Below are 26388 nucleotides of genomic sequence, written 5' to 3'. Positions count from 1 at the left end.
GAAACCGAACATGAATCTTCCGCCGCTCGTTCAATCCTTTGTTCTGCACTTCGGGGAAATGGGGTCGCGGTGGGGCATCAACCGCACCGTCGGCCAGATATATGCACTGCTCTACGTATCGCCCTCGCCGCTTTGCGCCGAGGAGATTGCGGATGCCCTGGGCATCTCGCGGTCGAATGTCTCGATGAGCCTGAGGGAACTGCAGACGTGGAACCTCGTGCTGCTCAAGCACAAGCCGGACGACCGGCGCGATTTCTTCACCACGCCTGATGACGTGTGGCTGATCCTGCGTACGCTCGCCGAAGAGCGCAAGAAGCGCGAAGTCGATCCAACGCTGTCCGTACTCCGTGAAATCCTGATGCAAAGACCAGCCAGTGACGCCGAGCGACACGCACAGGAGCGCATGGGCGAAATGCACGCCCTCATCGAGCAACTAACGCATTGGTATGAAGACGTAAAACAACTTGAAACAGAGCGGCTTGCAACGTTACTCTCCCTGGGTGCGAAAGTGACGAAGCTGTTGGAGGCCAAGGACCGAGTCGTTTCGCTCGGCCGCAGCCGCCGGCCCAATCCTGCGAATAAGAGTTAGCGCCATGGGGAGTGCTTACTTCAACGCAAGTGAAAAGCAGGCTTCGGGCGGGCCGGGAAAATCCGTGCCGAGGCATCCGGGCCTCAAGAAGGCCGCCGTGATCCAGACGGTTGCGGCACTGTTGTGGATTCCGCAGGCGGCAGCCCTTTCCACCGCCATAGGCCATATTGCAAACGGCGCAGGCGTCCATGACGCTCTCTGGCCAGCCGCCATCATTGCCGTTCTCGGCATCTTGAAAAGCTGTCTCGACGCGGCTGGCGGCCGCCTCGCCTTCCGCGCCGCACGTGCCGAGTTGACGGCGCGGCGTGAGCGCGCGGTTGCCGCGCTCGCACGGCGCTCGCCGATCGACGGTACACGGCAGAGCTCCGGCGAAGCCGCAAGCATCATAGGTGAACAGGCCGAGCTGATCGTCCCTTACCTCTCGCGCTATCTGCCTGCTCGCTTCAAGGCAAGCGCAGTGCCCCTGGTCATACTCGCCTTCGTTTTCCCTCAGTCGTGGATCGCCGCCCTCGTGCTGTTGGTCGCCATGCCGCTTATCCCGGTCTTCATGGCGCTGATCGGCTGGCGCGCGCAGGCAGCGAGCGAGAAACAGCTCGCAGCAACCGGCGGCCTCAACGGCTTTCTGCTCGACCGGCTGCGCGGCCTGGCCACCATCCGTTCGTTGAATGCCGTCGACGTGACCGCGCTGAAGCTGCGAGCGGACGCCGAGTCCTTGAAAGACCGGACCATAGCCGTTCTGAAGATCGCATTCCTGTCGTCGGCGGTTCTCGAACTGTTTGCGGCACTCGGCGTGGCGATGGTCGCAGTCTATGTCGGCTTCTCCTTGCTCGGGCAAATCGGTTTTGGCGGATGGACACATGGCCTCGACCTCACCTCGGGCCTTTTCGTATTGCTGCTTGCACCCGCCTTTTTCGAACCAATGCGCGAGCTTTCGGCCGTGTGGCACGATCGCGCCTCGGGCGAAGCGGCAATCCGGGCACTGGAAAGCCTGGACGGCGACGGCCTGACCTTGGCGGAAACGCCCGACGTCTCGGCCCCATTCGAGACGCGCACCGGCGATATCCGACTGGAAACCGTGAGCTTTCGCTACGGCCCCGATGCTGAGAGGAGCATCGACGACATCGACCTGCACATCAGGGCCGGCGAGCATGTTGCTCTCCTCGGCGCCAGCGGTTCGGGCAAGTCGACCCTGCTCAGCCTGATCGCCGGTCTGGCGCCTTGTGAGGCTGGCCGAGTCCTCATCGACGTCCAGGATACCGGTCCCACCGCCCAGGAGACCATCGCCTGGATAGGCCAGAAGCCGCATATATTTGCCGGCACCATCACGCAGAACGTCTCGCTCGGAAGGCCAGGCGTGTCGCCCCGGCAGGCTGCCGAAGCGCTCGATTTTGCCAAGCTCGGCAAGCTCGCTGCCGCTTATCGGCGTCGGCAGCTGGGCGATGGCGGTGGCGGCCTCTCCGGCGGAGAGGCGTTGCGGCTTGCCATCGCGCGGGCTGCGAGCAAGCCCGATGCGCGCATCCTGCTGGCCGATGAACCGACCGCTCACCTGGACACCGAAACCGCCAACGATGTCATCGAAAGCCTGCTGGCGCTCGCCAAGGGCCGAACGCTCGTCGTCGCAACCCATGACCCGCGCCTGGCCGCGCGCATGGGCCGCACGATCATCATCGATGCCGAGCCTGCGCGGGAGGCCGCCGAATGAACGCCTCGCTTTCCAATCTCAAGCCCATCCTCGCACTGTTCTTCGCAGAGCGGCGGCGCAGCCTGCTTGTGGGTGCGGCCCTTTCCGCCACGACGGTGACCGCCGGCATCGCACTGCTGGGACTATCGGGCTGGTTCATCACAGCGACGGCGATCGCCGGGCTTTCGACCACAACCGCCGTCGTCTTCGATGTCTTCGCCCCATCGGCCGGGATCCGGCTGCTCGCGATCGGGCGTACGGCATCGCGCTACGGCGAGCGCCTGACCACGCACGACGCGACGCTCGGCGTACTGGCAGCACTTCGCGAACGACTGTTCCGTGGCTGGTCCGAGGCCCGCGCAGCGCAGGATCTGGTGCGTCGTCCGGCCCGCCTGCTCTTCCGGCTCACCGGCGACATCGACGCTTTGGATTCGCTTTACCTGCGCGTGCTGGTCCCCGCGGGTGTCGCGATCATCGCAGGCGTGGTGGCCAGTATCGCGCTCGGGCTGATGCATCCGCTTTTCGGATTGCTGGCAGGTCTGCTGCTGCTCACCGCCGGTCTCGGCCTTCCGCTTGCCGCCGGACGTCGGGCCGCGCGCCATGCGCGCCGCCGCGCCTACGGCATCGAGGCGATGCGTGTTCGCACGATCGATCTTGTCGCCGGCCAGACCGATCTGCTCATGGCCGGACGGCTTGATGCGCAGTGCGCCGCCGTTGCCGAGGCTGACCGATATGCCGCCAACGCCGACGAACGGCTCAACCGTATCGATGCCGGCGTCGTCTTCGGCTTCGGCCTGACCTCGACGATACTCCTGAGCGGCTCCCTTCTGGCCGTGGCGGCTCTAGCCGGCGCTGGTTCGATCACCGCCCCGACTGCGGCACTCGGCGTGCTGATCGCCTTTGCCGCCGTCGAGCCGTTTGGAGCGCTTCGCCGCGGCGCGATGGAGCTAGGCCGCACACTCCTTGCCGCCCGTCGCATTGCTCCCCGCCTTTCGACAACCGAGGCAACGCAGCGAAACAACCCGCCTGCCGGAGGACTGGCGTTCAGCATCTCCGCTGCCAGTGCAGGCTATGATACCGAAGCAACCGCGCTCGATACCGTCACGCTGGATTTGAAAGCTGGCGAAAAGCTCGCGCTGATCGGGACAAGTGGAGCTGGAAAATCGACGCGGCTTGCGCTTCTCGCAGCGGAAATGCAGGCCGATCGCGGAACCGTAGCAAGCCTCGAGGCAACGCTCCTGACGCAGCGAACCGAGCTTTTCCGCGACACCCTGCGTGGCAATCTCCAACTCGCCAAGCCCGATGCCGGGGATGACGAACTTCGCGAGGTACTCACCGCGGCCGGCCTGCTTGCCGATGTTTCGGCCCTTCCGCAAGGGTTGGACACACCACTCGGAGAAGGCGGAATCGGGCTTTCTGGCGGCCAATCACGCCGTCTGGCGCTTGCACGTCTGTTCCTGCGCGACACGCCCCTCTGGCTGCTGGACGAACCGACGGAGGGGCTGGATGGCCCGACCGCCCGCGACGTCATGCGTCGACTGGTGGAACGGGTTGGCGACCGCTCGCTGGTCATCGCAACTCACATCCGCCGCGAGGCCGAGATCGCCGACGCGATCGCCCTCGTCGATCATGGGCGCATCACAGAAGTTTCACGCCGTGGAGAGGCGGCGTTCGAAAAGGCTTTGAACCGGCTGAGGCCGGACTGAGCCAAACCGCATGACCGCCTGGCAATCCGGCCCGGCGGAAACTCTTCGTACCCTGTGGGGTCGTGGGAGAAAGATAATGGAACTAGACATAGTCGCGCTATCGCGCTTCCAATTTGCGCTCACTGCGCTCTATCACTTTTTGTTCGTGCCATTGACGCTTGGGCTATCCGTGCTGCTGGCGATCATGGAAACGGTCTACGTCATGACCGGTCGCCAGATCTGGCGACAGATGACGAAGTTCTGGGGCGTATTGTTCGGCATCAACTTTGCCATCGGCGTTGCCACCGGCATCGTCATGGAATTCCAGTTCGGCATGAACTGGAGCTACTACAGCTACTATGTCGGCGACATCTTCGGCGCGCCGCTGGCGATCGAGGGGCTGATGGCCTTCTTCCTCGAGGCGACGTTCGTGGGGCTGTTCTTCTTCGGATGGGACAAGCTCTCGAAGGTCGGTCACCTGGTGGCGACATGGTGCGTAGCACTGGGCTCCAACTTCTCGGCACTCTGGATCCTCATCGCCAACGGCTGGATGCAGAACCCCGTGGGCTCGGCGCTGAACCCACAGACGATGCGCATGGAGGTCACAAGCTTCTTCGACGTGGTCTTTAATCCTGTTGCCCAGGCGAAGTTCGTCCATACCGTTTCGGCCGGCTACGTCTGTGCCTCGATCTTCGTGCTCGGCGTTTCGGCCTGGTACCTCCTGAAGGGACGCCACATCGAGCTCGCCAAGCGGTCGATGACGGTTGCGGCGTCGTTCGGCCTTGCCTCGGCGCTTTCGGTCGTCGTCCTCGGTGACGAGAGCGGCTATCTCGCGACCGAAAACCAGAAGATGAAGCTCGCCGCCATCGAGGCCATGTGGAAGACGGAACCGGCGCCCGCAGCCTTCACCGCCTTCGGCTTCCCGGATCAGGAAGCGCGCGAAACCCACTTTGCCGTCCATATCCCGTGGGTCATGGGTCTGATCGGCACGCGCTCGCTGACGACGGAGATCCCCGGCATCGATAAGCTCGAACAGCAGGCCGAAGCCCGTATCCGCGACGGTATCAAGGCCTACGATGCGCTGATGCAGATCCGCGCAGCCGCAACGCCGGACGCGATCGCGCCTCAGCTCCGCAGCTCCTTCGAGGAACTGGGACATGAGCTTGGCTATGCCCTTCTCCTGAAGCGCTACGTCGATGATCCGCGCCAGGCGACCGACGCACAGATCACGCAGGCCGCGCGCGACACCATCCCGCACGTGCCAACGCTGTTCTGGTCGTTCCGCATCATGGTCGGGCTTGGCATGTTCTTCATCGTCCTGACGGCCACGTTCTTCTGGCTCTCGGCACGCCGGCACCTCGATAAATACCCGCTGCTGCTGACGATTGCCGTCTTCGCCATCCCGCTTCCCTGGATTGCCATCGAAGCAGGCTGGATCGTGGCAGAAATCGGCCGCCAGCCATGGGTGATCGAAGGTGTCCTGCCGACGGCAATGGCGGTGTCGAGCCTCGGTGCAAGCACCGTCCTGCTGACCATCATCGGCTTTGCTGCCCTCTACACGGCGCTGATCGTTGTCGAGATGACCTTGATGATCCGCGCCATTCAGAAGGGACCGGAACCGGACGACGAGCCGGAAGCCGAGCTCATTTCCGAAACCCTCGTTCCCGCTGCGGAGTGATCCACCATGATCCTGCACGAACTCATAGACTACGACATCCTGCGCATGATCTGGTGGCTGCTTCTCGGCGTCCTCCTGATCGCCTTTGCCGCCAGTGATGGCTTCGACCTTGGCGTCGGTACGCTGCTGCCTTTCGTCGCCAAGACGGATACCGAGCGGCGCATCGCCATCAATACGATCGGCCCGGTCTGGGAAGGAAACCAAGTCTGGCTGATCCTCGGCGGCGGCGCCATCTTCGCCGCATGGCCACCCCTCTACGCTGTGTCGTTCTCGGGCTTCTATCTGGCGATGTTCGCGATCCTGCTCGCCCTCATCTTGCGTCCGGTCGGCTTCAAGTACCGCTCCAAGCGCGAGAGCCCACGCTGGCGCAACAACTGGGACTGGGCCTTGTTCATCGGTGGTTTCGTACCGTCGCTGATCTTCGGCGTGGCAGTCGGCAACGTGCTGCAGGGCGTGCCGTTCCGGTTTGATCCGGCCGATATGCGCATCTTCTACGAAGGATCGTTCTTTGCCCTGCTGAACCCCTACGCCCTGCTCTGCGGGCTGTTGTCGGTGGCCATGCTCACCTTGCACGGCGCCGCCTGGCTGATCCTCAAGGCAACGGGTCCGGTTGCCGAACGGGCGAGAAGCTATGGCAGCCTGGCTGCGCTGGTCGTGCTTGCCCTCTTCGCGCTTGGCGGGGTCTTCCTGGCGATTGGGGTGCATGGGTACAGCATCACCAGCGAGATCAACCCGATCGGCCCGTCGAACCCGCTTCTGAAGACGGCCACCCACGACGGCTCGTGGCTCGCCAACTACAGTGCGCACCCGTGGATGCTGATTGCGCCAATCCTCGGCTTCGCCGGCGCGGCGGCAGCCTTCATAGCTCTGCGGGCGAGATGGGAAGTCGTGGCCCTGCTTTTCAGCAAGGTGTCGATCTTCGGCATCATTTCCACCGTCGGCCTCTCGATGTTCCCGTTCATCCTGCCGTCGTCGCTCGATCCGAAGTCGAGCCTGACGGTATGGGATGCATCATCGAGCCACTCGACCCTGTTCACCATGCTCGTGGTCGCGGTGATCTTCCTACCGATCATCTTCGCCTATACCGCCTGGGTCTACAAAGTGCTCTGGGGCAAGGTCGACGAACGAACTGTCAACGACAAGAGCGGCCACGCTTACTGAAGGAGAAAGACGATGTGGTATTTCGCATGGATCCTTGGCTTGCCGCTCGCGGCCGCCTTCGCCGTCCTCAACGCCATGTGGTACGAACTGATGGACGATGAGGCCAAGAAGAAGAAGCAGTAGCACTGCGTTCTTTCCGTCGAGACATCGGATGCGCCCACACAGGGCGCATCCTTTTTTCTGCGTCCGACGAGAATATTCGCCTGTAGTATTCCCTTAGTACCCGCGCATTCTCCGGCTTTGCTACTCTTCCCGCGTTGGTTTCGGGAGGAAACAAATGCCAACTTCTAAAATTCTGATGATCACCGGTGATTTCACCGAGGACTATGAAACGATGGTGCCGTTCCAGACGCTGCTCGCCTGCGGCTATACGGTGCACGCCGTGTGCCCGGGCAAGAATGCCGGGGAAACCGTCGCAACGGCCATTCACGATTTCGAAGGCGACCAGACATACTCCGAAAAGCGCGGTCATAACTTCGCGTTGAATGCCACCTTCTCCAGCATTCGCGCTGAAGACTACGACGCTCTGGTCATCCCAGGCGGTCGCGCCCCGGAATACCTGCGTCTCAATCCTGAAGTCATCAAGGCCGTGCAGCACTTCTTCGAGGCAGGAAAGCCGGTGGCTGCAATCTGCCATGGCGCGCAGTTGCTCGCGGCGGCGGGCGTTCTCAAGGGACGCACCTGCTCGGCCTATCCTGCCTGCCGGCCCGAAGTCGAACTCGCGGGTGGCACCTACGCCGACATCGCGATCAGCGATGCCGTATCCGACGGCAACCTCGTCACGGCACCGGCCTGGCCGGCGCACCCCTCGTGGCTGCGACAGTTCATGGCTGTGCTAGACGCTGCAGCCCTGCTACAAACGAATGCCGCCTGAGGAGCGTGGCGACAGGAGGACGGGATGTGCGAACTGTTCATCAAGGCGGACGCCAGGCTCTGGGAGAGCACGACGCGTTCGCTTCGCATCGATGGCATGGTGACGAGCGTTCGTCTGGAGAATTTCTTCTGGTCAAAGCTTGAGGAAATTGCCCGGCGCGACCGCATGAATGTCACGCAGCTGATCACGCGCCTGCACCACGAGTCGATCGATGCAGGCCACGATCTCGGAAACTTCACTTCGTTTCTCAGAGTATGCTGCGCACGCTATCTCGATCTGCAGCTGACGGGGGATATCCCCACCGATGCCACCCAACCGATCGCCGGCCTCAACGCACCGGCGATCCTCGGTCGCGAACGGCAGAAATATCACTGAACCGGATGGCGCCTAGTAGCTGGCCTGGACGAAAATCCTGGCCAGCGCTTCCACTCCCGCCTGATCATCCGTATCGAAACGCGAGGCGGTCGGGCTATCGAGATCGATGACCCCGAGGATCTTGCCCTCGTGATGGAGCGGTACCACCAGCTCCGACCGCGAGGCCGCGTCGCAGGCGATGTGGCCGGGAAATTCGTGAACGTCTTCGACCAGGATCGAAACGCCCTTTTCGACGGCGGTTCCGCAGACACCGCGACCGACGGCAATGCGCACGCACGCGGTTCGGCCCTGGAATGGTCCGAGTACCAGTTCATCCCGCGATTTCAGAAAGTAGAAGCCTGCCCAGTTCAGATCCGGCATCGCCTCGAACATCAAGGCCGAGGTGTTCGCCGCATTGGCGATCACATCACTTTCTCCATGCAAAAGGCCCTGAAGCTGTTGGCTCAGTTCCCGATAGAACGCAATTTTGTCGCTGTGATCGATCTTTGCCGCCTGGAACATGTCAGTCATCGCTCGTCTTGTTTCGGGATGGCTTCCATATAGTGATCCACGCATCCCTTGCCAATCGGAAGAGCCGCATTCTGGCGCCGCTTCACTTGCGCTAAATTCACCGTGATTACGACCGCAACGACCTTGCCGGACGGCAATCCCACCATATCTATTTCTGGCGCGGTCACGAATTCCGAGGGCCGCTGCAAGCGGCCATGGAGCCTATAACTCCGGCTTGGCCTGGTAGGGCTGGCGACGGCAAAGGAAGTGCCCCTTCGGCGACGCCTGAGTGATTTTAAATGACGTCAAAGCACCGAACCGACAGGCGCGGCAACCATTGTTGCGCCCTGGGCGTGGTGACCGTCAAATATGACCATTCATTTTCAGATCGAGGCAAGGACAATGACACCGGAAGACAGACAGGCGGTTTTCAGCCACCGCCAGATCGCGGCCATCATCAAGGGGATCACACTCGAGGATGGTACGGATGCACCGATCACGGGAAAATCGCTCGGTGAGGCGATCCTCTTCGTCTCGGAGGAGGCCGCAACCAATGCGTCGAGCGCTCATGTGATCTATGGCGCCAACGAGTCGCTGAGCTATACCGACTGCCTGAGCGTCTATCGTGACTACGGAGCAGCACTGCGCCGCGGCACAAACTGACCGAACGACCGAGGACACAGTGACAAAGCGAAGTGCCGGTTTGCTGATCTGCCGCCAGCACGAGGATCGCCGCGAGGTATTGCTCGTTCACCCCGGCGGCCCCTACTGGGCGAAGAAGGACGAGGGATGCTGGTCCATTCCCAAGGGCCTCGTGAACGAGGGTGAGGACGACCTTGCGGCTGCAAGACGTGAGACCAAAGAGGAGATCGGCGTCGATATCGATGGTTCGTTCACCGATCTCGGCTGTTTCAAACAACCGGGCGGTAAGATGGTGATCGCCTGGGCGGTTAGGGCGGACCTCGACGCGTCCTCAATCAGGAGCAACACCTTCTCCATGGAATGGCCGCCTCGCTCGGGAGCCATGCGAGAGTTTCCGGAGGTCGATCGGGCGGCATGGTTTACTCTGCCGGAAGCGGACGTGAAGCTTCTACCCGGCCAGCGCCCTATCCTGCTCGCATTCGCAGAGCGTTTCCCGGCATCATCGGCGGGCGGCTGAGGGCTCAATTTCCCGAGTGGCTTGCGATTGTGCATGGCAGCTATTCCCATTCAGCGCTCGCTTTGCGGAACAGACCGCGCCACGGTGATTCTGGCTCCCCTCAAAATGATTCTGGCCTCATGACAGCTATATCTTCGCCGGTGCGCGGTGTTCTCATTGCGTTTGCCGCCTACGCCGTGTTTGCGTTCAGCGACGCGTCGATCAAGATCCTGCACGGCAGCGTGCCCGCCTACGAGATCGCCTTCATCGGCGCCGTGTTCGGCATCGCGGCACTCCCCTTCATCAAGGCCAAGGGTGATTCCTGGTTCGATGTCGTGAGAACGACGAACCGCCCGCTCTGGCTGCTGCGCTTTGTCTGCGGTGCTGTCGGCGCCATTGCCTCGATCATCACCTTTACCAAGCTGCCGATGGCCGAAGCCTTCTGCCTGCTGTTCCTGCTCCCCTCCTTCGTCACCATCCTGTCGGTCATCTTCCTGAAGGAAGATGTTCGCTGGCAGCGCTGGGCGGCGGTCGCCGTCGGTTTCGCCGGTGTTCTCGTGGTGTTGCGCCCCGGCTTTCGCGAACTGTCGATCGGCCATCTCGCGGCGGCCATCGGTGGGCTGGCTGCGGCCATCTCGATCGTCGTTCTGCGCAAGATGGGCCCGGCCGAAAAACGCCTCTCGCTCTATGGCGCTGCGCTCCTGGGCACGCTGATCGTCAGCGGCGTGCTGATGATCCCACAATTTGCGATGCCCACCCCGTATCAATGGCTCTTTATCGCCAGTTACGGTCTGCTTGGCGCCGCGGGCAACGTCCTGCTGATGACCGCCGCGCGCATCGCGCCCGCAAATCTTGTCGCGCCACCGCAATACAGCCAGATGCTCTGGGCGATCGCCTTCGGCTACCTGATCTTCGACGACGCGATCGATCTGCCGATGGCAGGCGGCATCCTCCTGATCATCTGCTCGGGACTGCTGACGCTGGCTCGCGAGCGCAAGCGCGGAACACCGCTGCCGAGGGCTGTTGTTTCCTCCGACAGCCAGGCCCCCCTTGCCACGTCGATCGACGCTGACGAAGCCCAAAGAAAAACGGCCTGATCGCATCGCGCTTGCTTTCTTGCCTGAAACGAAAACACCCTGCCGCGCGGTAGCGCAGGCAGGGTGTTTCATTTCAAGCGATCTGAGATCGAAACTGGCGACTATCGGCGCCAGACCGGGCAGCCGCGAACATTGCCGAAGCTGATCTCGTCAGCACCGCGACGCGTCCAACCCTGGACGATCACGCGGCGGGGCGTGACATCGACGACGCGGGCACGGCGAAAGCCATAGTCGCGAGCAATATCTTCCGCCATGCGCGGATCGCATCCACGGGGGCGACCGTAGCCTGGCGGCGGCGGTGGCGGACGATAGTAACCGGGAGGTGGTGGCGGGCGGCCATAACCGGGCGGCGGTGGTGGACGACCGTCACCAATATAGATATCCACCTGAGCGGAGGCCGGTGCCACAGCCCCGGCGAATGTGCCGGCGGCAAGCACCAAGGCAAAGCCCGCCTTGGTCAGAAATTGCATCATCGAAATCTCCATGTTCGCGCGACCTGGGCCGCAACGCATTCGATTCATTCTTATTGGTCGGAAGCAGTCTTCCGGATGTGCATGTTCACATGCGATTCGCACAAAGCAGCCCGAAAATGGCGTCGCTAAGGCGAAGCATGGGGACGACCGATCAGCGGCGAAGCAACGGGCACCCGCGAACGTTGGCGAAGGACATCTGCTCCCAACCGCGATAGTTGCGACCGGACACGACGACCCTGCGAGGCGTGATGTTGGTCACCCGAGCATTGCGCAGACCGGCCCAGCGCGCCTTCTGTACGGCCTGCACCGGAGAGCAGCCGTGAACCGGGCGATATTGAATATCGATGACCGACGCGCGCTCCGGAGAGGCAGCGGCTGCCGTCGAAGCCGTGGAGGGAATGGAGGCAAGCGCGACAAGAGCCGCAAAGGTAACCCTGGCAAACAAATAACGCATGGTGGCACTCTCAAATCGGTTTCATCAATCTCCCTTGCGGGATTGTGTTGACCATAACCATCTGAAAATGAACGATCTTCGAACCGGCCATTCACCCCACGTTCAGCCGCTGAAATGCAGCACCACTTCGCGCCGATGTGGCTGATCTCGATGTTCGAACAGATAAATTCCCTGCCAGGTGCCAAGCACCATGCGCCCTGCGGAAACAGGAATACCGATCGAAACCTGGGTCAGCGCTGCCTTGATATGCGCCGGCATATCGTCGGGTCCCTCCATCGTATGGACGATCCAACGCATTGAAGGGTCCGAGGACGGCGGCACAAGACGACGGAAAAATGCGTTGAGGTCCGTGCGAACATCAGGATCGGCATTTTCCTGGATCAGCAGCGAGCAGGAGGTGTGCCGAACGAAAACGGTCAGCAATCCCTCATCCGCGCCAAGCGAGCGAACGAATGACGTCGCCGCGTCGGTGAACTCGTAAAGCCCTTGCCCGCGTGTCGATAGAGCGATCATTTTCTGCGGCATGACAAATACTCCGGCGGACCTTGCGTCCGACCGAAATGGCGCCCGAGGGCGCCTCGTGTCAATCCCGGCACGTCGCCGTCAAAGGCGCAGGAAGGGCGCGAAGCCACCGAAGATCATCCGTTTTCCGTCGAAGATCGCCTTCCATTCATCCCCTTGCAGCCGGGGATCCGCCATGACCTTGGACATGATCTCGTCACGCGCCGCGCGCGATTCGTAAACGATCCACGAGAAGACAACGATCTCGTCTTCCTTGGCCTGCACGGCGCGCGGAAAGGAGGTGAGTTCGCCATAGGGAACATCGTCGGCAAGGCATTCGACATATTCCTTGGCACCATAACCTTTCCAGATCGCCCCTGTGGTCGCCGAGAACGCCTTGTAGGCTTCGATATTCTGCTTCGGCACTGCAACGACGAAACCATCGACATAAGACATGCTCTCACTCCCTTGTTTGTTGCATCGACGATCAAGGACGAACGACCTTGGGCGGATCCGACACCTCCTTTAAGAATAGGCGCCTCGTGAGAGGAGCAAGGTCGCGTGATCTTTCCGTTGGAAAAAGCGAGGATCAGCGTCGTGCCACCTCCCCTTCGTTCATCCTCGACACAGATAGTGCGCAGGAGGACAAGCCAATGCAGAAAATCACCCCATGCCTGTGGTTCGACAACCAGCTCGATGAAGCGATTGCCTTTTACACGGGAATATTCAGAAACGCCGGCGAGGCTCAGGTGAAGCGGGGGCCGGACGGGCGGGCATTTGCCGCGACCTTCGAACTTGAAGGGCAGCGCTTCATGGGATTGAACGGCGGCCCGCAATTCAAGTTCACCGAAGCAATCTCTTTCTTCGTGCGCTGCGGTGATCAGGCCGAGGTCGATTATTACTGGGAGCACCTGCTCGATGGCGGCAAGCCGCAGCAGTGCGGCTGGCTCAAGGATCGCTTCGGCGTATCATGGCAGATCATTCCCGACGCGCTCATGCGCTATCTGAATGATTCCGATGGCGAGAAGGCTATGCGGGTGCAGGCTGCCATGATGCAGATGGTCAAGATCGACATTTCAGCACTGGACGAAGCCTATGCGAGCTGACATTCGCCGCAGCTAGGCATCAGCAGTCTGCATCGTCACCCGGAACGTCCGGAACTCGTCGACGAGGAAATCGACGAGGGCCCGAACAGCCGTGGGCAGACCGCGCGATGCGGTAAATACAAGATAGATGGTGGCCTGCGACATCTGGTAGTCCGGCAGCAGGTGCACGAGGCTTCCATCGCGAATGCCATCAGCACAAATGTGATCCGGAAGCAGCCCCACACCGACCCCCGATTCGATCGCGGCAAGAACAGCATGGACACTCCGGCAACTCATGCGCGGTCTATGCTCATGCCTGTGGAGCCCGCCATCGGGGCCTTTGAACTCCCAGATGTCGGCATCCCTCCACTCCGCCATCGCACCGGTAAAGGAGACCGTCGGCACATCGGCCAGACACTCGATCCCGCCATGCAGCGGCAGTGTCTTCGCGAGTTCCTTGTTCGCCACCAGAATCAGATCCACTTTGCTCAGCACCCGCATCGTCAGCTCTGAATCTGTCTCATCGATCAGCTGCGCACGAATGGCGAGATCCATTCGCTCGTTGATAATATCGACCCGCTGGTCGGTCGCGATCACCTGCAGCTGGATCTTCGGATACATCAAAAGAAACCGCGGCAGCATCGTTCCGAAGGACCCTTCGAGCAGGCCCGTCGGCACACCAATACGGACAACGCCTTGCGGCTCGCCGTTTGCGTCGTTCATGGTCTTGGCGGCGCGCTCGGCTTCGCGAAGCATATTTTCGCAATGGCGATAAAGCGAATGGCCGATATCCGTCACACGAAACCGATGCACTGTTCGTTCGATCAACCGGACGCCAAGCCGCTCTTCCAATGACGAGATATGCCGGCTGAGCTTGGATTTCGGCAGACCCAGAACGCGCCCCGCGGCGGAAAAACCGCCGTGGCGGACGACCGCTGCGAAATAGACGAAATCGTTCATGTCGGGGAAAATCTGTTCTGCGGCAGACACAGTGCGTCTCTTTCAATAATGCAATTCAGGCTCCCGCCGCCCGAATACGCTTCTTGCCCAACAATGCCAAGAACCAAAGCGTCGTTCCAAATTTGGAACATTGCGTTCCAATCGACGCACTTCAATTTGCTGCGGTGCGGTACTATCTCGCGCCTGTAACCACGTCGGCATCGCTCCCCGCGATGTCGTTCAACCGCTCATGAGAGCATTCGCTACAGCTTCAGGATTTCGACGCGGCGCCAACAGCGACGCTCCCGTTGGCGCGCGCCTAAGTCATTGAAATTGTTGCAGAAAAACCACAATTTAATTGAAATAAACTGTTTAAAGTTCGATTTCATTCACTGCTCAATTGATAGATTTACTTTGGGATGAAATGAAAAGTCAGCGGTTCGCTGATCCGCGCGCCGAAAGGCAATTACCGGAACGGCCGCCATCACTTTTGTTTTATCGGCGGCAGTCCCTTCGAAAAGGAAATGGATTTCAAATGAACATACGGATGGTTATGTTGACCTCGGCCGCAGCTCTCGCGGCTGCGTCCTCCCCGGTCTTCGCTGCTGACGCAATCGTAGCAGCCGAGCCGGAACCGGTAGAATACGTCCGCGTCTGCGACGCGTACGGCACGGGCTATTTCTACATCCCCGGCACCGAAACCTGCCTCAAGATCGGCGGTTACCTGCGTTTCGAAGTCTATGGCGGCCCGGATCAGAAGGGTAGCTCCGACTGGAACGCTCGCACTCGCGCCCAGGTACAGTTCACCGCCAAGAGCGACACCGAGTACGGCCCGCTCACCGGCGTGATCGTTCTGCGTAACAACGGCGACAACACCTCGACGGAAACCACTCTGGATTCGGCTTACATCGACGTCGCCGGCATCCGCGCTGGTCTGTTCTACAGCTGGTGGGATGACGATTTGAGCGGCGAAACCGACGTTCTGTCCAGCCACCAGACGCTGCACAACTCGATTCGTTATCAGTACGAAAGCGGCGACTTCTACGCTGGTGTCAGCGTTGATGAGCTGGAAGACGGCTACTACAAGCCCGGCGAAAACGCGAACAACGTTGGCGTTGCTGTTGGTCTTGGCGGCAAGGCTGGCATCTTCTCCTACCAGTTGATCGGTTCCTACGACACCGACAACGAAGAAGGCGCTGTCCGTGGTATCGGCTACGTCGAAGTTGGACCGGGCACCATCGGTCTCGCAGCTGCTTGGGCAAGCGGCCGTAACAGCTACTACGATCAGTCCGAATGGACCGTCGCTGCTGAATACGCCCTCAAGGCAACTGACAAGCTGACGATCACCCCGGCTGCTCAGTACTTCGGCAACTACGTAACCGACACAGACTCGGCTACCCCGACGTCCTTCAAGGGCCTGGGCGACGCTTGGGCAGTTGGCGTAACGGTCGACTACCAGATCGTTGACAACCTCTACGCAAAGGCAACCGTGAACTACACGGATCCGGATGACGCCAACGAAGTAACGTCGGGCTTCTTCCGTCTGCAGCGCGCGTTCTAATCTGAACTTCCGGCGCCCCGGCTTTTGCCGGGGCTCCTCCAGTATTGCGTTTTCTGATCCGATTGACCTCCGATCAGTTACGGGGAATGGTCCGGTTTCCCTGCCGGACCTTCCTTGTCGCCCTCTCTAGGCCGGCAACACTTGGATCGAATCCACGCGCTCCGGATAGAACGCAAAATGCGATTTGATCTCGCTGACGGCAGCGTAGGGATTTTCATAAGTCCAGATTGCATTCTCGGCGCGCGCCCCGCCCAAGGGGATGCTGTAATACGATGCTTCGCCCTTGTAGGGGCAGTAGGTGTGATCGTGCGTTCTCTCAACGAGGCTGAGGTCCACATCCGAGCGCGGTATGTAGATGACCGGCGCGTACGTGGATTCCCTGAGCGTCAGCGTGTTGTGGCTATCTGCAATCACCTGTCCGCCGAGCTTGACGATCACGCGCGACGTATTGCGCGTGATCGTAATAGGATGATCGGGGCCGGGTATTTTCATCGACTGGACTGACATCGGCTACTCCTCTTGTCCCTTAGGGAGGATATAGGGGCAGCTCGAAGAAATTGCAGGAGCTGTCGGCGCTCCCGCAAAGGGTCGATTACCAGCGTTCGAGACCGAGCAACTTCCGCCCCAACGGCGACAACTCGGCTGTCGTCGCATGGTGTCTCTCCCATTCGCGCGGGTCGCCCGGGAAAGCGTCGCGCTTGGGATGATCGAGTTCACGCCACAGGCGAATGCGTTCTTCCCGTTCCGCAACGTTGTCATATTCGGCCGGATGCATCGAGATGTACTGAGCCATGCGCACGCGATTGTCCGAATGGTTCGGGCGCACCCCATGGGCCAGCAGCGAGTTGAAGATCATCAGGTCTCCGGGCTCCATGTCGATATTGACGACCGACAAGCCTGTCATATCAGGATGCATCGGATCGCGATCGTCCGGCTGCGTCTTCACCCACTCCTCGAAATGCTCGAATAGCTCGGGCACGCACTGGAAGCCGCCAACATCGCCGTCCTGTTTCTTCAGGCTGAGCACGCCTTGAACGCCGATCGGCAAGGGGCGGATCGAGGTATCGACGTCCCAATGGATGAAGCCGTTGGGATTGCCCTTGACCTTCTTCGGAGGATTGAGGTTTGCGCGGTCGATCGTTACCCAAAGATCCTCACGATCCCATATGTCGACGAAGGCGCCGTAGACCCGCGGCTGCATGCGATTGTCCCACAAGGCCTGGTGATTATAGATCTCCAGCATCCCGGTGTTGTTCAGCTCCTTCATCTTGTGTTCACGCCGCTGCGGCGCGTACCACGTAGACTGGTCGTTGGGCTCCTTCTCGTCAAAACGCCAGAGCACCTCGGCAAGTCGCTCGACATTCTCCGCAGGCACCGCCTGCCGCACGATCACATAGCCCTTGGTAATCCAATGCTGCCAATCCGTTTCCGACAGCACCCGAAGCGGCATCGTTTTCTGGATGTCCTTCAGCTGCGTCGTGGTCGATGACGTCGGGTGAGCGTCGCGCTTCAATGCCTGTTGCATGTATTCCCTCCATTTCCGCAATCCCTGTCTGATCAGGCGATGGATGAAGCGTAGCCGTCCGCGAGGCAGAATGTTGTGACCATATGGCCGAGTCTGATACTATTCTGCCTTCCTATAGGATTGAGATGCTGGATGAGGCCCTATCTCGAAAAACTGACGCTCGAGCCGGACAGCTCGCTTAGCCGCCTGAACCGGCGGCTGGACGATGCGATCCCCTTCCAGTGGCATCATCATCCCGAATTCGAACTGACCTTGACGCTCAACTCTCGCGGCCAGCGCTTCATTGGCGACCATGTCGGCGAATACGACGATGGCGATCTCGTGCTGGTTGGACCCAACCTGCCCCACACCTGGTTCTCGCGTGAAAAGATCGGGGCCGGCGAACCGCACATCGCGCTCGTCATATGGTTCCATCCCGATTGGGCGCAGCAGATGGTGCACGACTTCATCGAGTTCCGTCCGCTTTCAACCATGCTTGCGCGCGCCAGTCGCGGACTGCAATTCACACCGACGGCGGCCGCGTCGGTGCGCAACATGTTCGAAGGTCTCTTTTCGTGCTCACCGGCTGAACGGCTGCTGACACTGCTGACAGTTCTCAACCGTCTTTCGACCGATGCGTCGCAGCCACTCGCAAGCACGCCTGCCCTGCAGGATGCTCCCGGCGAAAACCGGGACCGCATCGACCGCGTCCTGACGCATATTCACACGAATTACGCTCGGTCGATCAAATTGCCTGAACTGGCCGACATCGCGGCTCTCAGCCTTTCCGGGCTGCACCGGCTATTCCTTAGGCATACGGGAAAGACAATTTCGGACTACGTCACGCATATCAGGATCGGCGATGCCTGCGCCCGTCTGTCGGGCACACCGCAGCCAATCAGCTACATCGCAGATGTGATCGGATACGCCTCTCTGGCGAACTTCAACAGGCAGTTTCGCAGCCTCAAGGGAATGACGCCGCGTGAGTACCGCAACCTCTTCCGCACGCAATGACAGCGCCGGACGGCACTGCCTTGTGGGTAGAAGATCAGTCTGAGGGAAGCCGCTGCCTAGTGCAGGGTTTCAGGCCGCACATCGCCTGCGAGGATCGCGGCCACATCTTCCAGAGCGGCAACCAGAACGTCCGTGAGTTCGTCGCCTTTGCTCTCGATCAGGGCCACCTTGGTCGCCTCATCCTGCAGCTCGAAAAAACGTTCGATCTCGTACGACATTTCATTGTCCCTCTTGTGCCGCTAACATCCGGCGATGGGACAAAGCTAAGCGGTCATGCTTGTGTCGAACTGGATCGGCGCGCGGTCGGCGCTTCCGTATCAGATCGACACAACCAACTTAGCGCATTTGGCGAAAGCTTCCAGAGCGTTAAGCAAAACTTCTGTGATTTCCATAACTTCAGTGGGATGACGTCACCTTTCAACGCTCGGATTGCGCGATCAATTCCGTGAGCCACGTGGTGAATGCCGCCATGGCGGGCATCATCGGGCGCGAGTGCAGCCGCGTCAGCCAGTAGCTGCCCATCGACACGGTGGTCTCAAACGGTTGCGCGATCGCACCCATCGCAAGATGGCGCTCGAACATCTTCGGCGGCGCGAGACCAACGCCCGCCCCCTGCTGAATGGCTTCCATCATCGCCAGCGACGTGTCGAAAACGATGCTGTTCTGCATCGGTCCGGGATTGGACACTCCGGCAGCTTGGAACCACTGCTTCCATTCATCAGGCCGGTAGGAGCGAAGCAGCACCTTGTCGAGCAGATCTGCCGGCTCCCTCAGATCACAGGCGATCTCGGGCGTGCACAGCACCGATAGCGGCGCCTCGAAAAGCCGCGTTGCCTCCGTCGCATGCCACGCACCGCTGCCGAACCGAATGGCAAGGTCGAGCCCTTCGGCCGCCAGATCGACGCGATTGTTGTTGGTGGAAAGCCGGAGGTCGATATAGGGGTAACGGTCCCGAAAAGCGGCAAGTCGCGGCAAGAGCCAACCGACGGCGAAGGTTCCGACCGCGCCCACCGCGAGCACCTCGCGAACATGACCGTCGCGCAGCCGTTCGACTGCCCCGGCCATTCGATCGAAACTGTCGCGCAGCACCGGCAGAAGGCTATCACCCTCGGTCGTGATCATCAGCCCGCGCGGCAATCGCCGAAACAGCGTAACGCCCAACTGCGCCTCGAGACCATTCACCTGATGGCTAACCGCCGCCTGCGTGACGTTGAGTTCGATCGCAGCCTTGGTGAAGCTCAGATGCCTGGCCGAGGCCTCGAAAGCCCGAAATGCGTTCAAGGGAAGATATGGCCGAACCATGGCAATGCCCCAGTTTTTCTAATGGCTAATCCCAATATTGATCCTTTGTCGATGGGTCAAACCGCTGGTAGCTCTTTCGTCGAAACGATAGATGTAAAGGGAATACGATGAAATTCCACGCCGCCATCCTTGCTTTCGCAGCCACCGGACTTCTTGCGTCCGTGGCTCAGGCCAAAACAATTTGTACGGTCGTGGCGGATGCCAAGACAGGCAAAACGATCGTCCAGGAAGGCGACTGCGCCGGCCGGGTGACACCTGCCTCCACCTTCAAGGTCGCGCTCAGCGTCATCGGTTATGACGCCGGCTTTCTCAAGGACGAGCACAACCCGACGCTTCCCTTCCACAAGGGCGATGTCGATTGGGGCGGCGACAACTGGAAGCAGCCGACAGATGCGGTTCGCTGGCTCAAATACTCCGTCGTCTGGTTCTCGCAGCGGATAACCCACGCGCTCGGCGAAAAGGCACTCCACGACTACGCGACCAAGCTGAACTACGGCAATGCCGATTTCTCCGGCGACGCCGGCAAGAACAACGGCCTCGACCGTGCGTGGATCGCCTCGTCGCTGAAGATATCGCCGCTGGAACAGATCGCGTTTCTGAGAAGGCTGGTGAACCGTGACCTTCCGGTCAGCACCCACGCAATGGATATGACGCTGAAGGTGATCGAGACCATGCCCGATCAAGGCGGCTGGACCGTTCAAGGCAAGACCGGAATGGCCTACCCGCGAAACCCGGACTACACCTTCGACGAACAGCATCCCTGGGGCTGGTATGTCGGCTGGGCGAAGAAGGGCGATCGCACTGTCGTCTTCGCTCGCCTGATACAGGATGACAGAAAGCTCCAAGGCACGGCAGGCGTTCGCGCCCGCGATGCGCTTCTCTCCGAGCTGCCGTCCATGCTCTCAGGCGCAGGGAAATAACAGGTGGGTGTCGGCGGAGGCCACGACAGGCTTCCGGCGCGTCGCGATCAGAAATCGGGGAATCCTCGGCTCCGCCACTGCGACTTCGGGATCGCAGAGCCGACGTCATAGGCAAACGACACAACCTTCGTGCCTTCGGCATCGACCTCGCAGCGAAAGCTCACGTCATACCAGCGTGCACTGGCGCGGAAGGCACCGCGCTTGATTTCCAGCACCGTTCCCTGCGACAGCCGAGAGGAGGACGGAAGTAGCTCCGGCCGGTATCCCTGCGGCGAGTGCTTGAGTTGCTCGCCCAGTTCCGTGCTGCAAAGCTGAGCGACGCGCGTGCCACGCGGCAGGCCATCGATCGCCGTCCTGGCCACCGCGCCGCCCGTGTCGTTCTGCGAGTAGAGCTTCTTCGCCTTGGTCAGCGGGTCGGCAGCCGGCTTGGCCGTGGCTGTGGGATCCGGTTTCGCGGCATCAGTGGGCTTGGCCTGCGTGATCTCGGTCGTCACCACCCCTGTCGCTTCGGCGGGAGGTCCGTTGTTCTCCTGGTGCGCATCGGCGACATCGACCTGCGGTAGGTTGATGTCGTCAGGCATGGGCTTGGCTGGCGGCGTGTCTCCGGCATCCGGCTTGCCCGCCGATACGGGATCGTCTGCAGGCTTTTCAGCGTCGGGTGTCGCAGCAGGCTTGCCGGTCTCGGTCGAGGCGTCGCCATCCTCAGCCTTTCTCTCCCCGCTCGCCTTGTCTCCGAATTCAAAGACGGGCCGCAACGGCTGGATCGGCTGCGGCTTGCCTTCCTGGCCCTTAGGCTGCTCGTCGGCCTTCGCCTGTTCGGCGGGATCGGGCTTTGGTGGCTCTTCCGCCTTCTTCTCCTCCGGCTTTGCTTCCGGCGGCTTTTCAGGTGGCTTCTGCTCTGGCGGTTTCTCTTCTGGCGGCTTGGGCGGTTCTGGCGGCTTTTCCTCGGCCGGCTTCGGTGGCGGCTCGGCCTTGGCCTCTTCCTTCGGTGGCTCCGCCTTCTTCTCCTCGGCCTTCTTTTCTTCCGGCTTTTGCTCATCGGCAGGCTTTTGAGCCGCCGGCCGCTGCTCGGGCTTCTTTTCCTCGGGTTTCGGCTCGTCCGGCACCTTCAGCGCCGCCTGCTCTTCGGGCTTTTTCTCCTCCGGCTTCTTCTCCTCGGGGGGCGGCACGAGGTCGACGCTGACGGTTTCCTCTTCCGGCTTCGGAGTTGGGCGAGGTAGTTCCAGGAAGAAAATAGCGCCGACGAAAAGGTGCAACAACACGGAGGCGAAAACGCCCCAGCCGAACACTCCCCAGCGTCTGTCCAGAATCTTCGGCATGCCCACGTACGTTGATCAAAAACCAGCAGTCGATGTGGCCTTTTAAAAAGGCAGCATCAAGCCTTAAAAGCAGAAAAATGGCATGCCGGGCAAATTGCGGCGCAGGCCGGTTTGTTCGGCTATCCGAGCGAGCCTATGATTTCCCGATAGGCCGCTTCAGGAAACGCCTTCAGCGTCCGGGTACGGACATTGCCGCCCATCCCGAGCGAAAGACCGAAGCGGGCGATGACCGCATCATCCGGTGCCTCGCAGATTGCAACGAGATCATGGTCGCCAAGCGTCAGAAAGAAATGCTGGAAAGAGCCGCCCATATCCCCGAGCAGCTTTTTGGCCGCGTCGAGGCGTTTGGCGGAATCGCGAACATTGCGAATGCCCTGATCGGTCCAATTGATAAGAACGATATATGTGGTCATTGCACACCTCCCGACGGAGGGTCTTGGTCCACGCAGGCTAATTGGCGACCTTCGCTCAAGCGCTGCGGTCGGTCCCTTCCCCCGTGGCTGGCATTGTACTCCTCTCGCCAAAGGGAGACAACGAAAGCGGCCGCGCACCAGTCGCCCGAACCAAAGAAAAAGCCGGGCACGAAGCCCGGCTTTTCCTGGTGATACGGTGTCGATCCTAGCTGTCCAGGAACGAGCGCAGCTTGCGGCTGCGGCTCGGATGCTTCAGCTTGCGCAGCGCCTTCGCTTCGATCTGACGGATACGTTCGCGGGTAACCGAGAACTGCTGGCCGACTTCCTCAAGCGTGTGGTCGGTGTTCATGCCGATGCCGAAGCGCATGCGCAGAACGCGCTCTTCGCGCGGCGTCAGCGATGCCAGAACACGGGTCGTCGTTTCGCGCAGGTTCGCCTGGATGGCGGCGTCGATCGGCAGAAGCGCGTTCTTGTCCTCGATGAAATCGCCGAGGTGCGAATCTTCTTCGTCACCAACGGGCGTTTCGAGCGAGATAGGCTCCTTGGCGATCTTCAGGACCTTGCGGACCTTTTCGAGCGGCATGGCGAGCTTTTCGGCCAATTCTTCCGGTGTCGGCTCGCGGCCGATCTCGTGCAGCATCTGGCGCGAGGTACGAACGATCTTGTTGATCGTTTCGATCATGTGCACCGGAATACGGATCGTGCGCGCCTGGTCGGCGATCGAACGGGTGATCGCCTGACGGATCCACCACGTCGCATAGGTCGAGAACTTGTAACCACGGCGGTATTCGAACTTGTCGACCGCCTTCATCAGGCCGATGTTGCCTTCCTGAATGAGGTCGAGGAACTGCAGACCGCGGTTCGTGTACTTCTTGGCGATGGAGATGACGAGGCGAAGGTTCGCTTCGACCATTTCCTTCTTGGCGATACGCGCTTCGCGCTCGCCCTTCTGCACCATTGACACGATGCGGCGGAATTCGGCGATCGAGATGCCGGTTTCCGTTGCAAGGTTCTGGATCTCCTGGCGGATGTCGCGGATCGTCGTGTTTTCGCTCTTGGCGAATTCCTTCCAGCCACGCGCAGCCAGATTGCCGATCGACTTCATCCAGTTCGGATCGAGCTCGGCGCCCTGATACTGCTCGAGGAAGCTATCGCGCTTGACGCCATAGGATTCCGCCAGGCGCAGCAGGCGGCCTTCGTTCTGCATCAGTCGCTTGGAAATGTCGTAGAGCTGCTCGACGAGGGCGTCGACGCGGTTCTGGTTCAGCGACAGAGACTTGACGGCCTTGATGAGCTCATCCTTGAGTTCCTTGTAGCGGCGCTCCTGAGCGGATGACAGCGTGCCGGTAGCGGCCAGGCGCTGCTCGACCTGCTGGTCCTGCAGCTTGCGCAGCTTCTTGTAGGTCTCGGCGATGATGTCGAGGGTTTCCATGACCTGCGGGCGCAGTTCCGCTTCCATGGCGGCCAGCGACAGGTTGGATTCGTCCTCGTCTTCTTCTTCCTCTTCCGGAGGCAGGCCCTCGCCGCCGACATTGGTGATGTCGTCGTCGCCGGAACGGACGCGGCGCGTCTTTTCCTTTTCTTCGGCAGCCTTGCGGTCGGCCTCGATCTTCTCGGGGCTCTGGAACTGCGGTGCAGCCTTGGCTTCCGGACCGGAATAGGTCGTTTCGAGATCGATGATCTCGCGCAGCAGCGTCGTGCCTTCGTTGAGTTCGTCGCGCCAGATGATGATCGCCTGGAAGGTCAGCGGGCTCTCACAGAGACCACCGATCATCGTTTCGCGGCCAGCCTCGATGCGCTTCGCGATGGCGATTTCGCCTTCGCGCGACAGAAGCTCGACGGAGCCCATTTCGCGAAGGTACATGCGAACCGGGTCGTCGGTACGGTCGGTCGGCTCTTTCTTCTTGGCGGTCGCAAGTGCGGTACCGCCGGAAGGAGCAAGCTCACCGCCTTCGTTGTCGTCGTCGGAGCCGGAATCGTCGTCATCGCCGCCGCCGGCGTTGGCTTCTTCGGCTTCCTCGTCCTCGATGACATTGATGCCCATGTCGGACAGCATCGCCATCGTGTCTTCGATCTGCTCGGACGTCACTTCCTCGGACGGCAGGACGGCGTTGAGCTCGTCCATCGTCACATAGCCGCGCTTCTTCGCGGCCTTGATCATTTTCTTGACCGCGTCATCGGAAAGATCGAGAAGAGGGCCGTCGGTGCCGCCGTCGCGTTCGACTTCCGCTTCTTCGTTCTCTTTGACCTTCGTTGCCATTTATGTCGTCGCCTTCCTGACGCTATTCAAATCCGCCGCGGTGAACGGCCGTATTAGGAGCCAGCCCCGCAAGCGGCCGTCTCGAATCACATGCTCTCACCTAACGGGATGAGATTTAATGCCTGATTAACCACGATTGCCGGCGCCGGACGACAGAGCTTTGTTGTTACCAAATGTCCGGCCATGGTTGTGCGATCCGCCCTTGACCCAGTTCACCGCTTTGCAAGTCGAACGGTGATTCCCATAATTTTTGTTCTCGTCAAGCTTTTCCAGAAAAAAAGCCTCAGAAAACTCGGAAAATGCCTTATCCACAGGCTCCGCACCGCTCACGCGATTGCCATCCATAGATAGGATGTCACCAGGAGAAGACAAGAGCATCCGGGATTCTTGCAGGCAACGGCAAAAAGGCTCTTCGTCTCGACTTGGCCAAAGTCAAGTCGGCCAGCGCCCGAGTACCGCAGACCTATCGCGACTGCCCATCGTAAGGCGCGATCTCCAATGTCCCAAGATCAATCGCCGGAATGCAGCGCACATTGATCGACGCCATGGCATCACCATTCGGGAGAACACCTTCGCCGAACGGCGCAATACCGCAATTCCCACAGAACCGATGCTTGATGACATGGCTGTTGAATGTATAGGTCGACAGGTTTTCCTCAGGCGTTGTGAGCTTGAACTTGTCGCGCGCGACGAATGCCAGCAGGCCACCGCGCCGGCGACAGAGCGAGCAGTTGCAGTCGATCACCTGCTTGAAATCCCCCTCGACCTCGAATGCGACATTGCCGCAATGGCAGCTTCCCTCATAGATCATCCTCGTCCCCTCCTCAGGACCAATCCATCACGACCTTACCGGAATTTCCCGACCGCATTGCCTCGAACCCTTCCCGGAAATCGTCGATCCCAATGCGATGGGTAATGACAGGCGCTAGGTCCAGCCCACCCTGGACGAAGGCGATCATCTTGTACCAGGTCTCGAACATCTCGCGTCCATAGATGCCCTTCAGGTTCAGCATCTTGAAGATCACCTTGTTCCAGTCGATCTCGAATCCGGCCGGCGCAATGCCCAGAATGGCGATCTTGCCGCCATTGTTCATCTTGTCGATCATGTCACGGAACGCCGGTGCCGCCCCGGACATTTCAAGCCCGACGTCAAAGCCCTCGGTCATGCCGATCGACTTCATCACGTCGGCAAGGTTCTCCCTGGAGGCGTCGACGACGTGATCGATACCCAGCTTGCGCGCGAGATCCAGCCGATGCGGATTGATATCGGTAATCACGACCTTGCGCGCACCAGACCGCTTGGCAACCATGGCGCCCATGATGCCGATCGGACCCGCGCCGGTCACCAGCACATCCTCACCGACCAGATCGAAGGAAAGCGCCGTATGGACGGCGTTGCCAAAGGGATCGAAGATGGCGGCGACCTCATCGGGAATATCATCCGGGATCGGCACGACATTGGCTTCCGGAATGCAGACGAATTCACCGAAAGAACCCGGGCGATTGACGCCGACACCCAGCGTATTGCGGCAGAGATGTCCGCGCCCGGCACGACAGTTGCGGCATTTGCCGCAGACGATGTGCCCCTCGCCGGACACACGCTCGCCGACATGATACTTGGTGACCGCGGAGCCGATTTCGGCGATGACACCGCAGAACTCGTGGCCAACGACCATCGGCACCGGAATGGTCTTCTGCGCCCACTGGTCCCAATTCCAGATATGGACATCGGTGCCGCAGATCGCGGACTTCTTCACCTTGATCAGCACGTCGTTCGGGCCAACCTCCGGCACCGGCACCTGCTCCATCCAAAGCCCGACCTCCGGCTTTGCCTTGACCAGCGCCTTCATCATGTTCGACATGATCCTACTCTCCC

Annotated in this window: 31 protein-coding genes; 15 read left to right on the top strand and 16 right to left on the bottom strand. The window is 60.5% G+C overall.

Features of this window, described 5'->3' with window-relative positions:
* Nucleotides 1-10 precede the first annotated feature (10 nt).
* The 8 genes from A6U87_RS22250 to A6U87_RS22215 all read left to right on the top strand — a co-directional run bounded on the left by A6U87_RS22250 (nt 11) and on the right by A6U87_RS22215 (nt 8043).
* Nucleotides 11-589 (top strand): GbsR/MarR family transcriptional regulator, encoded by a 579-nt coding sequence (locus tag A6U87_RS22250; protein ID WP_065693495.1) that lies wholly within the window; start codon nt 11-13, stop codon nt 587-589.
* A gap of 4 nt (nt 590-593) precedes the next feature.
* The gene (gene cydD, locus A6U87_RS22245; protein WP_065693494.1) at nt 594-2291 is read left to right on the top strand and encodes a thiol reductant ABC exporter subunit CydD; all 1698 of its coding nucleotides are present in this window, start codon (nt 594-596) and stop codon (nt 2289-2291) included.
* Nucleotides 2288-3976 carry an amino acid ABC transporter ATP-binding/permease protein gene (locus tag A6U87_RS22240; RefSeq protein WP_065693493.1) on the top strand — a complete coding sequence of 563 codons (1689 nt, stop codon included), beginning with the start codon at nt 2288-2290 and terminating at the stop codon, nt 3974-3976. Before cydD ends, A6U87_RS22240 begins: the two co-directional genes overlap by 4 nt.
* 76 nt (nt 3977-4052) lie before the next feature.
* The gene (locus tag A6U87_RS22235; RefSeq protein WP_065693492.1) at nt 4053-5633 is read left to right on the top strand and encodes a cytochrome ubiquinol oxidase subunit I; all 1581 of its coding nucleotides are present in this window, start codon (nt 4053-4055) and stop codon (nt 5631-5633) included.
* 6 nt (nt 5634-5639) lie between these two features.
* Nucleotides 5640-6794 carry a cytochrome d ubiquinol oxidase subunit II gene (cydB, locus tag A6U87_RS22230; RefSeq protein WP_065693491.1) on the top strand — a complete coding sequence of 385 codons (1155 nt, stop codon included), beginning with the start codon at nt 5640-5642 and terminating at the stop codon, nt 6792-6794.
* A gap of 12 nt (nt 6795-6806) precedes the next feature.
* Nucleotides 6807-6917 carry a cytochrome bd-I oxidase subunit CydX gene (gene cydX / locus A6U87_RS22225; RefSeq protein WP_018857158.1) on the top strand — a complete coding sequence of 37 codons (111 nt, stop codon included), beginning with the start codon at nt 6807-6809 and terminating at the stop codon, nt 6915-6917.
* A 154-nt stretch (nt 6918-7071) separates the two neighbouring features.
* Entirely contained in the window at nt 7072-7668 is a 597-nt protein-coding gene (locus A6U87_RS22220; protein WP_065693490.1) for a DJ-1/PfpI family protein, read from the top strand.
* Nucleotides 7669-7692: 24 nt separating this feature from the next.
* A complete protein-coding gene (locus tag A6U87_RS22215; RefSeq protein ID WP_065693489.1) occupies nt 7693-8043 on the top strand; it encodes a ribbon-helix-helix domain-containing protein in 351 nt (116 codons plus the stop codon).
* A gap of 12 nt (nt 8044-8055) precedes the next feature.
* Here A6U87_RS22215 and A6U87_RS22210 read toward each other — a convergent pair whose 3' ends face one another.
* Entirely contained in the window at nt 8056-8544 is a 489-nt protein-coding gene (locus A6U87_RS22210) for a GAF domain-containing protein (protein ID WP_065693778.1), read from the bottom strand.
* Between the two features lie 357 nt (nt 8545-8901).
* On the opposite strand from A6U87_RS22210, the gene A6U87_RS22205 reads away from it, so the two are divergent.
* The 3 genes from A6U87_RS22205 to A6U87_RS22195 all read left to right on the top strand — a co-directional run bounded on the left by A6U87_RS22205 (nt 8902) and on the right by A6U87_RS22195 (nt 10767).
* On the top strand, nt 8902-9195 hold the full coding sequence (locus tag A6U87_RS22205; RefSeq protein ID WP_244499557.1) for a hypothetical protein: 294 nt from the start codon (nt 8902-8904) through the stop codon (nt 9193-9195).
* Between the two features lie 19 nt (nt 9196-9214).
* On the top strand, nt 9215-9691 hold the full coding sequence (locus A6U87_RS22200) for an NUDIX domain-containing protein (RefSeq protein WP_065693488.1): 477 nt from the start codon (nt 9215-9217) through the stop codon (nt 9689-9691).
* Between the two features lie 119 nt (nt 9692-9810).
* Nucleotides 9811-10767 carry a DMT family transporter gene (locus A6U87_RS22195; RefSeq protein ID WP_065693487.1) on the top strand — a complete coding sequence of 319 codons (957 nt, stop codon included), beginning with the start codon at nt 9811-9813 and terminating at the stop codon, nt 10765-10767.
* Between the two features lie 101 nt (nt 10768-10868).
* Here A6U87_RS22195 and A6U87_RS22190 read toward each other — a convergent pair whose 3' ends face one another.
* From A6U87_RS22190 to A6U87_RS22175, 4 genes are all read right to left on the bottom strand, one after another.
* Nucleotides 10869-11240, bottom strand: a complete 372-nt coding sequence (locus A6U87_RS22190) for a hypothetical protein (protein ID WP_065693776.1) — start codon at nt 11238-11240, stop codon at nt 10869-10871.
* 151 nt (nt 11241-11391) lie between these two features.
* The gene (locus A6U87_RS22185; protein ID WP_065693486.1) at nt 11392-11694 is read right to left on the bottom strand and encodes a hypothetical protein; all 303 of its coding nucleotides are present in this window, start codon (nt 11692-11694) and stop codon (nt 11392-11394) included.
* 102 nt (nt 11695-11796) lie between these two features.
* Nucleotides 11797-12219, bottom strand: a complete 423-nt coding sequence (locus A6U87_RS22180) for a secondary thiamine-phosphate synthase enzyme YjbQ (RefSeq protein WP_065693485.1) — start codon at nt 12217-12219, stop codon at nt 11797-11799.
* 78 nt (nt 12220-12297) lie between these two features.
* Nucleotides 12298-12651, bottom strand: a complete 354-nt coding sequence (locus tag A6U87_RS22175) for a DUF1428 domain-containing protein (RefSeq protein WP_065693484.1) — start codon at nt 12649-12651, stop codon at nt 12298-12300.
* 197 nt (nt 12652-12848) lie between these two features.
* Here A6U87_RS22175 and A6U87_RS22170 point away from each other — a divergent pair, with 197 nt between their 5' ends.
* Nucleotides 12849-13301: a VOC family protein gene (locus A6U87_RS22170; protein ID WP_065693483.1), complete on the top strand. Its 453-nt coding sequence runs from the start codon at nt 12849-12851 to the stop codon at nt 13299-13301.
* A 12-nt stretch (nt 13302-13313) separates the two neighbouring features.
* Here A6U87_RS22170 and A6U87_RS22165 read toward each other — a convergent pair whose 3' ends face one another.
* Nucleotides 13314-14270, bottom strand: coding sequence for a LysR substrate-binding domain-containing protein (locus tag A6U87_RS22165; protein ID WP_141684030.1), 957 nt, complete (start codon nt 14268-14270; stop codon nt 13314-13316).
* A 484-nt stretch (nt 14271-14754) separates the two neighbouring features.
* Here A6U87_RS22165 and A6U87_RS22160 point away from each other — a divergent pair, with 484 nt between their 5' ends.
* Entirely contained in the window at nt 14755-15780 is a 1026-nt protein-coding gene (locus A6U87_RS22160) for a porin (protein WP_065693482.1), read from the top strand.
* Between the two features lie 126 nt (nt 15781-15906).
* Here the strand turns inward: A6U87_RS22160 and A6U87_RS22155 are convergent, their stop codons facing one another.
* Nucleotides 15907-16287, bottom strand: a complete 381-nt coding sequence (locus tag A6U87_RS22155) for a DUF427 domain-containing protein (protein WP_065693481.1) — start codon at nt 16285-16287, stop codon at nt 15907-15909.
* Between the two features lie 85 nt (nt 16288-16372).
* The gene (locus tag A6U87_RS22150; RefSeq protein ID WP_065693480.1) at nt 16373-17305 is read right to left on the bottom strand and encodes a phytanoyl-CoA dioxygenase family protein; all 933 of its coding nucleotides are present in this window, start codon (nt 17303-17305) and stop codon (nt 16373-16375) included.
* Between the two features lie 132 nt (nt 17306-17437).
* Here A6U87_RS22150 and A6U87_RS22145 point away from each other — a divergent pair, with 132 nt between their 5' ends.
* Nucleotides 17438-18298, top strand: a complete 861-nt coding sequence (locus A6U87_RS22145; protein ID WP_065693479.1) for an AraC family transcriptional regulator — start codon at nt 17438-17440, stop codon at nt 18296-18298.
* Nucleotides 18299-18354: 56 nt separating this feature from the next.
* Here A6U87_RS22145 and A6U87_RS30225 read toward each other — a convergent pair whose 3' ends face one another.
* Nucleotides 18355-18516, bottom strand: coding sequence for a hypothetical protein (locus A6U87_RS30225; protein WP_198928745.1), 162 nt, complete (start codon nt 18514-18516; stop codon nt 18355-18357).
* Between the two features lie 199 nt (nt 18517-18715).
* On the bottom strand, nt 18716-19600 hold the full coding sequence (locus A6U87_RS22140) for a LysR family transcriptional regulator (protein ID WP_065693478.1): 885 nt from the start codon (nt 19598-19600) through the stop codon (nt 18716-18718).
* Nucleotides 19601-19707: 107 nt separating this feature from the next.
* Between A6U87_RS22140 and blaOXA the strand changes: the two genes are divergently transcribed.
* Nucleotides 19708-20520: a class D beta-lactamase gene (gene blaOXA, locus A6U87_RS22135; protein ID WP_065693477.1), complete on the top strand. Its 813-nt coding sequence runs from the start codon at nt 19708-19710 to the stop codon at nt 20518-20520.
* Between the two features lie 47 nt (nt 20521-20567).
* On the opposite strand, the gene A6U87_RS22130 is transcribed toward blaOXA, so the two are convergent.
* From A6U87_RS22130 to tdh, 6 genes are all read right to left on the bottom strand, one after another.
* Nucleotides 20568-21839 carry a DUF930 domain-containing protein gene (locus tag A6U87_RS22130; protein ID WP_065693476.1) on the bottom strand — a complete coding sequence of 424 codons (1272 nt, stop codon included), beginning with the start codon at nt 21837-21839 and terminating at the stop codon, nt 20568-20570.
* A gap of 119 nt (nt 21840-21958) precedes the next feature.
* Nucleotides 21959-22252 (bottom strand): GYD domain-containing protein, encoded by a 294-nt coding sequence (locus A6U87_RS22125; protein ID WP_065693475.1) that lies wholly within the window; start codon nt 22250-22252, stop codon nt 21959-21961.
* A gap of 205 nt (nt 22253-22457) precedes the next feature.
* Complete coding sequence (gene rpoD, locus A6U87_RS22120; RefSeq protein WP_065693474.1) at nt 22458-24512, bottom strand: RNA polymerase sigma factor RpoD; 2055 nt, start codon at nt 24510-24512, stop codon at nt 22458-22460.
* Between the two features lie 126 nt (nt 24513-24638).
* The gene (locus A6U87_RS22115) at nt 24639-24890 is read right to left on the bottom strand and encodes a hypothetical protein (protein ID WP_141684029.1); all 252 of its coding nucleotides are present in this window, start codon (nt 24888-24890) and stop codon (nt 24639-24641) included.
* An 85-nt stretch (nt 24891-24975) separates the two neighbouring features.
* On the bottom strand, nt 24976-25323 hold the full coding sequence (locus A6U87_RS22110; RefSeq protein ID WP_065693472.1) for a GFA family protein: 348 nt from the start codon (nt 25321-25323) through the stop codon (nt 24976-24978).
* 13 nt (nt 25324-25336) lie between these two features.
* Nucleotides 25337-26374, bottom strand: a complete 1038-nt coding sequence (gene tdh / locus A6U87_RS22105) for an L-threonine 3-dehydrogenase (RefSeq protein ID WP_065693471.1) — start codon at nt 26372-26374, stop codon at nt 25337-25339.
* Nucleotides 26375-26388 lie beyond the last annotated feature (14 nt).

Origin of the sequence: Rhizobium sp. AC44/96 (assembly GCF_001692185.1) — a bacterium.
In the GTDB taxonomy this organism is placed as follows: Bacteria; Pseudomonadota; Alphaproteobacteria; order Rhizobiales; family Rhizobiaceae; genus Rhizobium.
The sequence above is the reverse complement of the archived record's forward strand: the minus strand, read 5'-3'. Positions and strand labels throughout refer to the sequence as shown.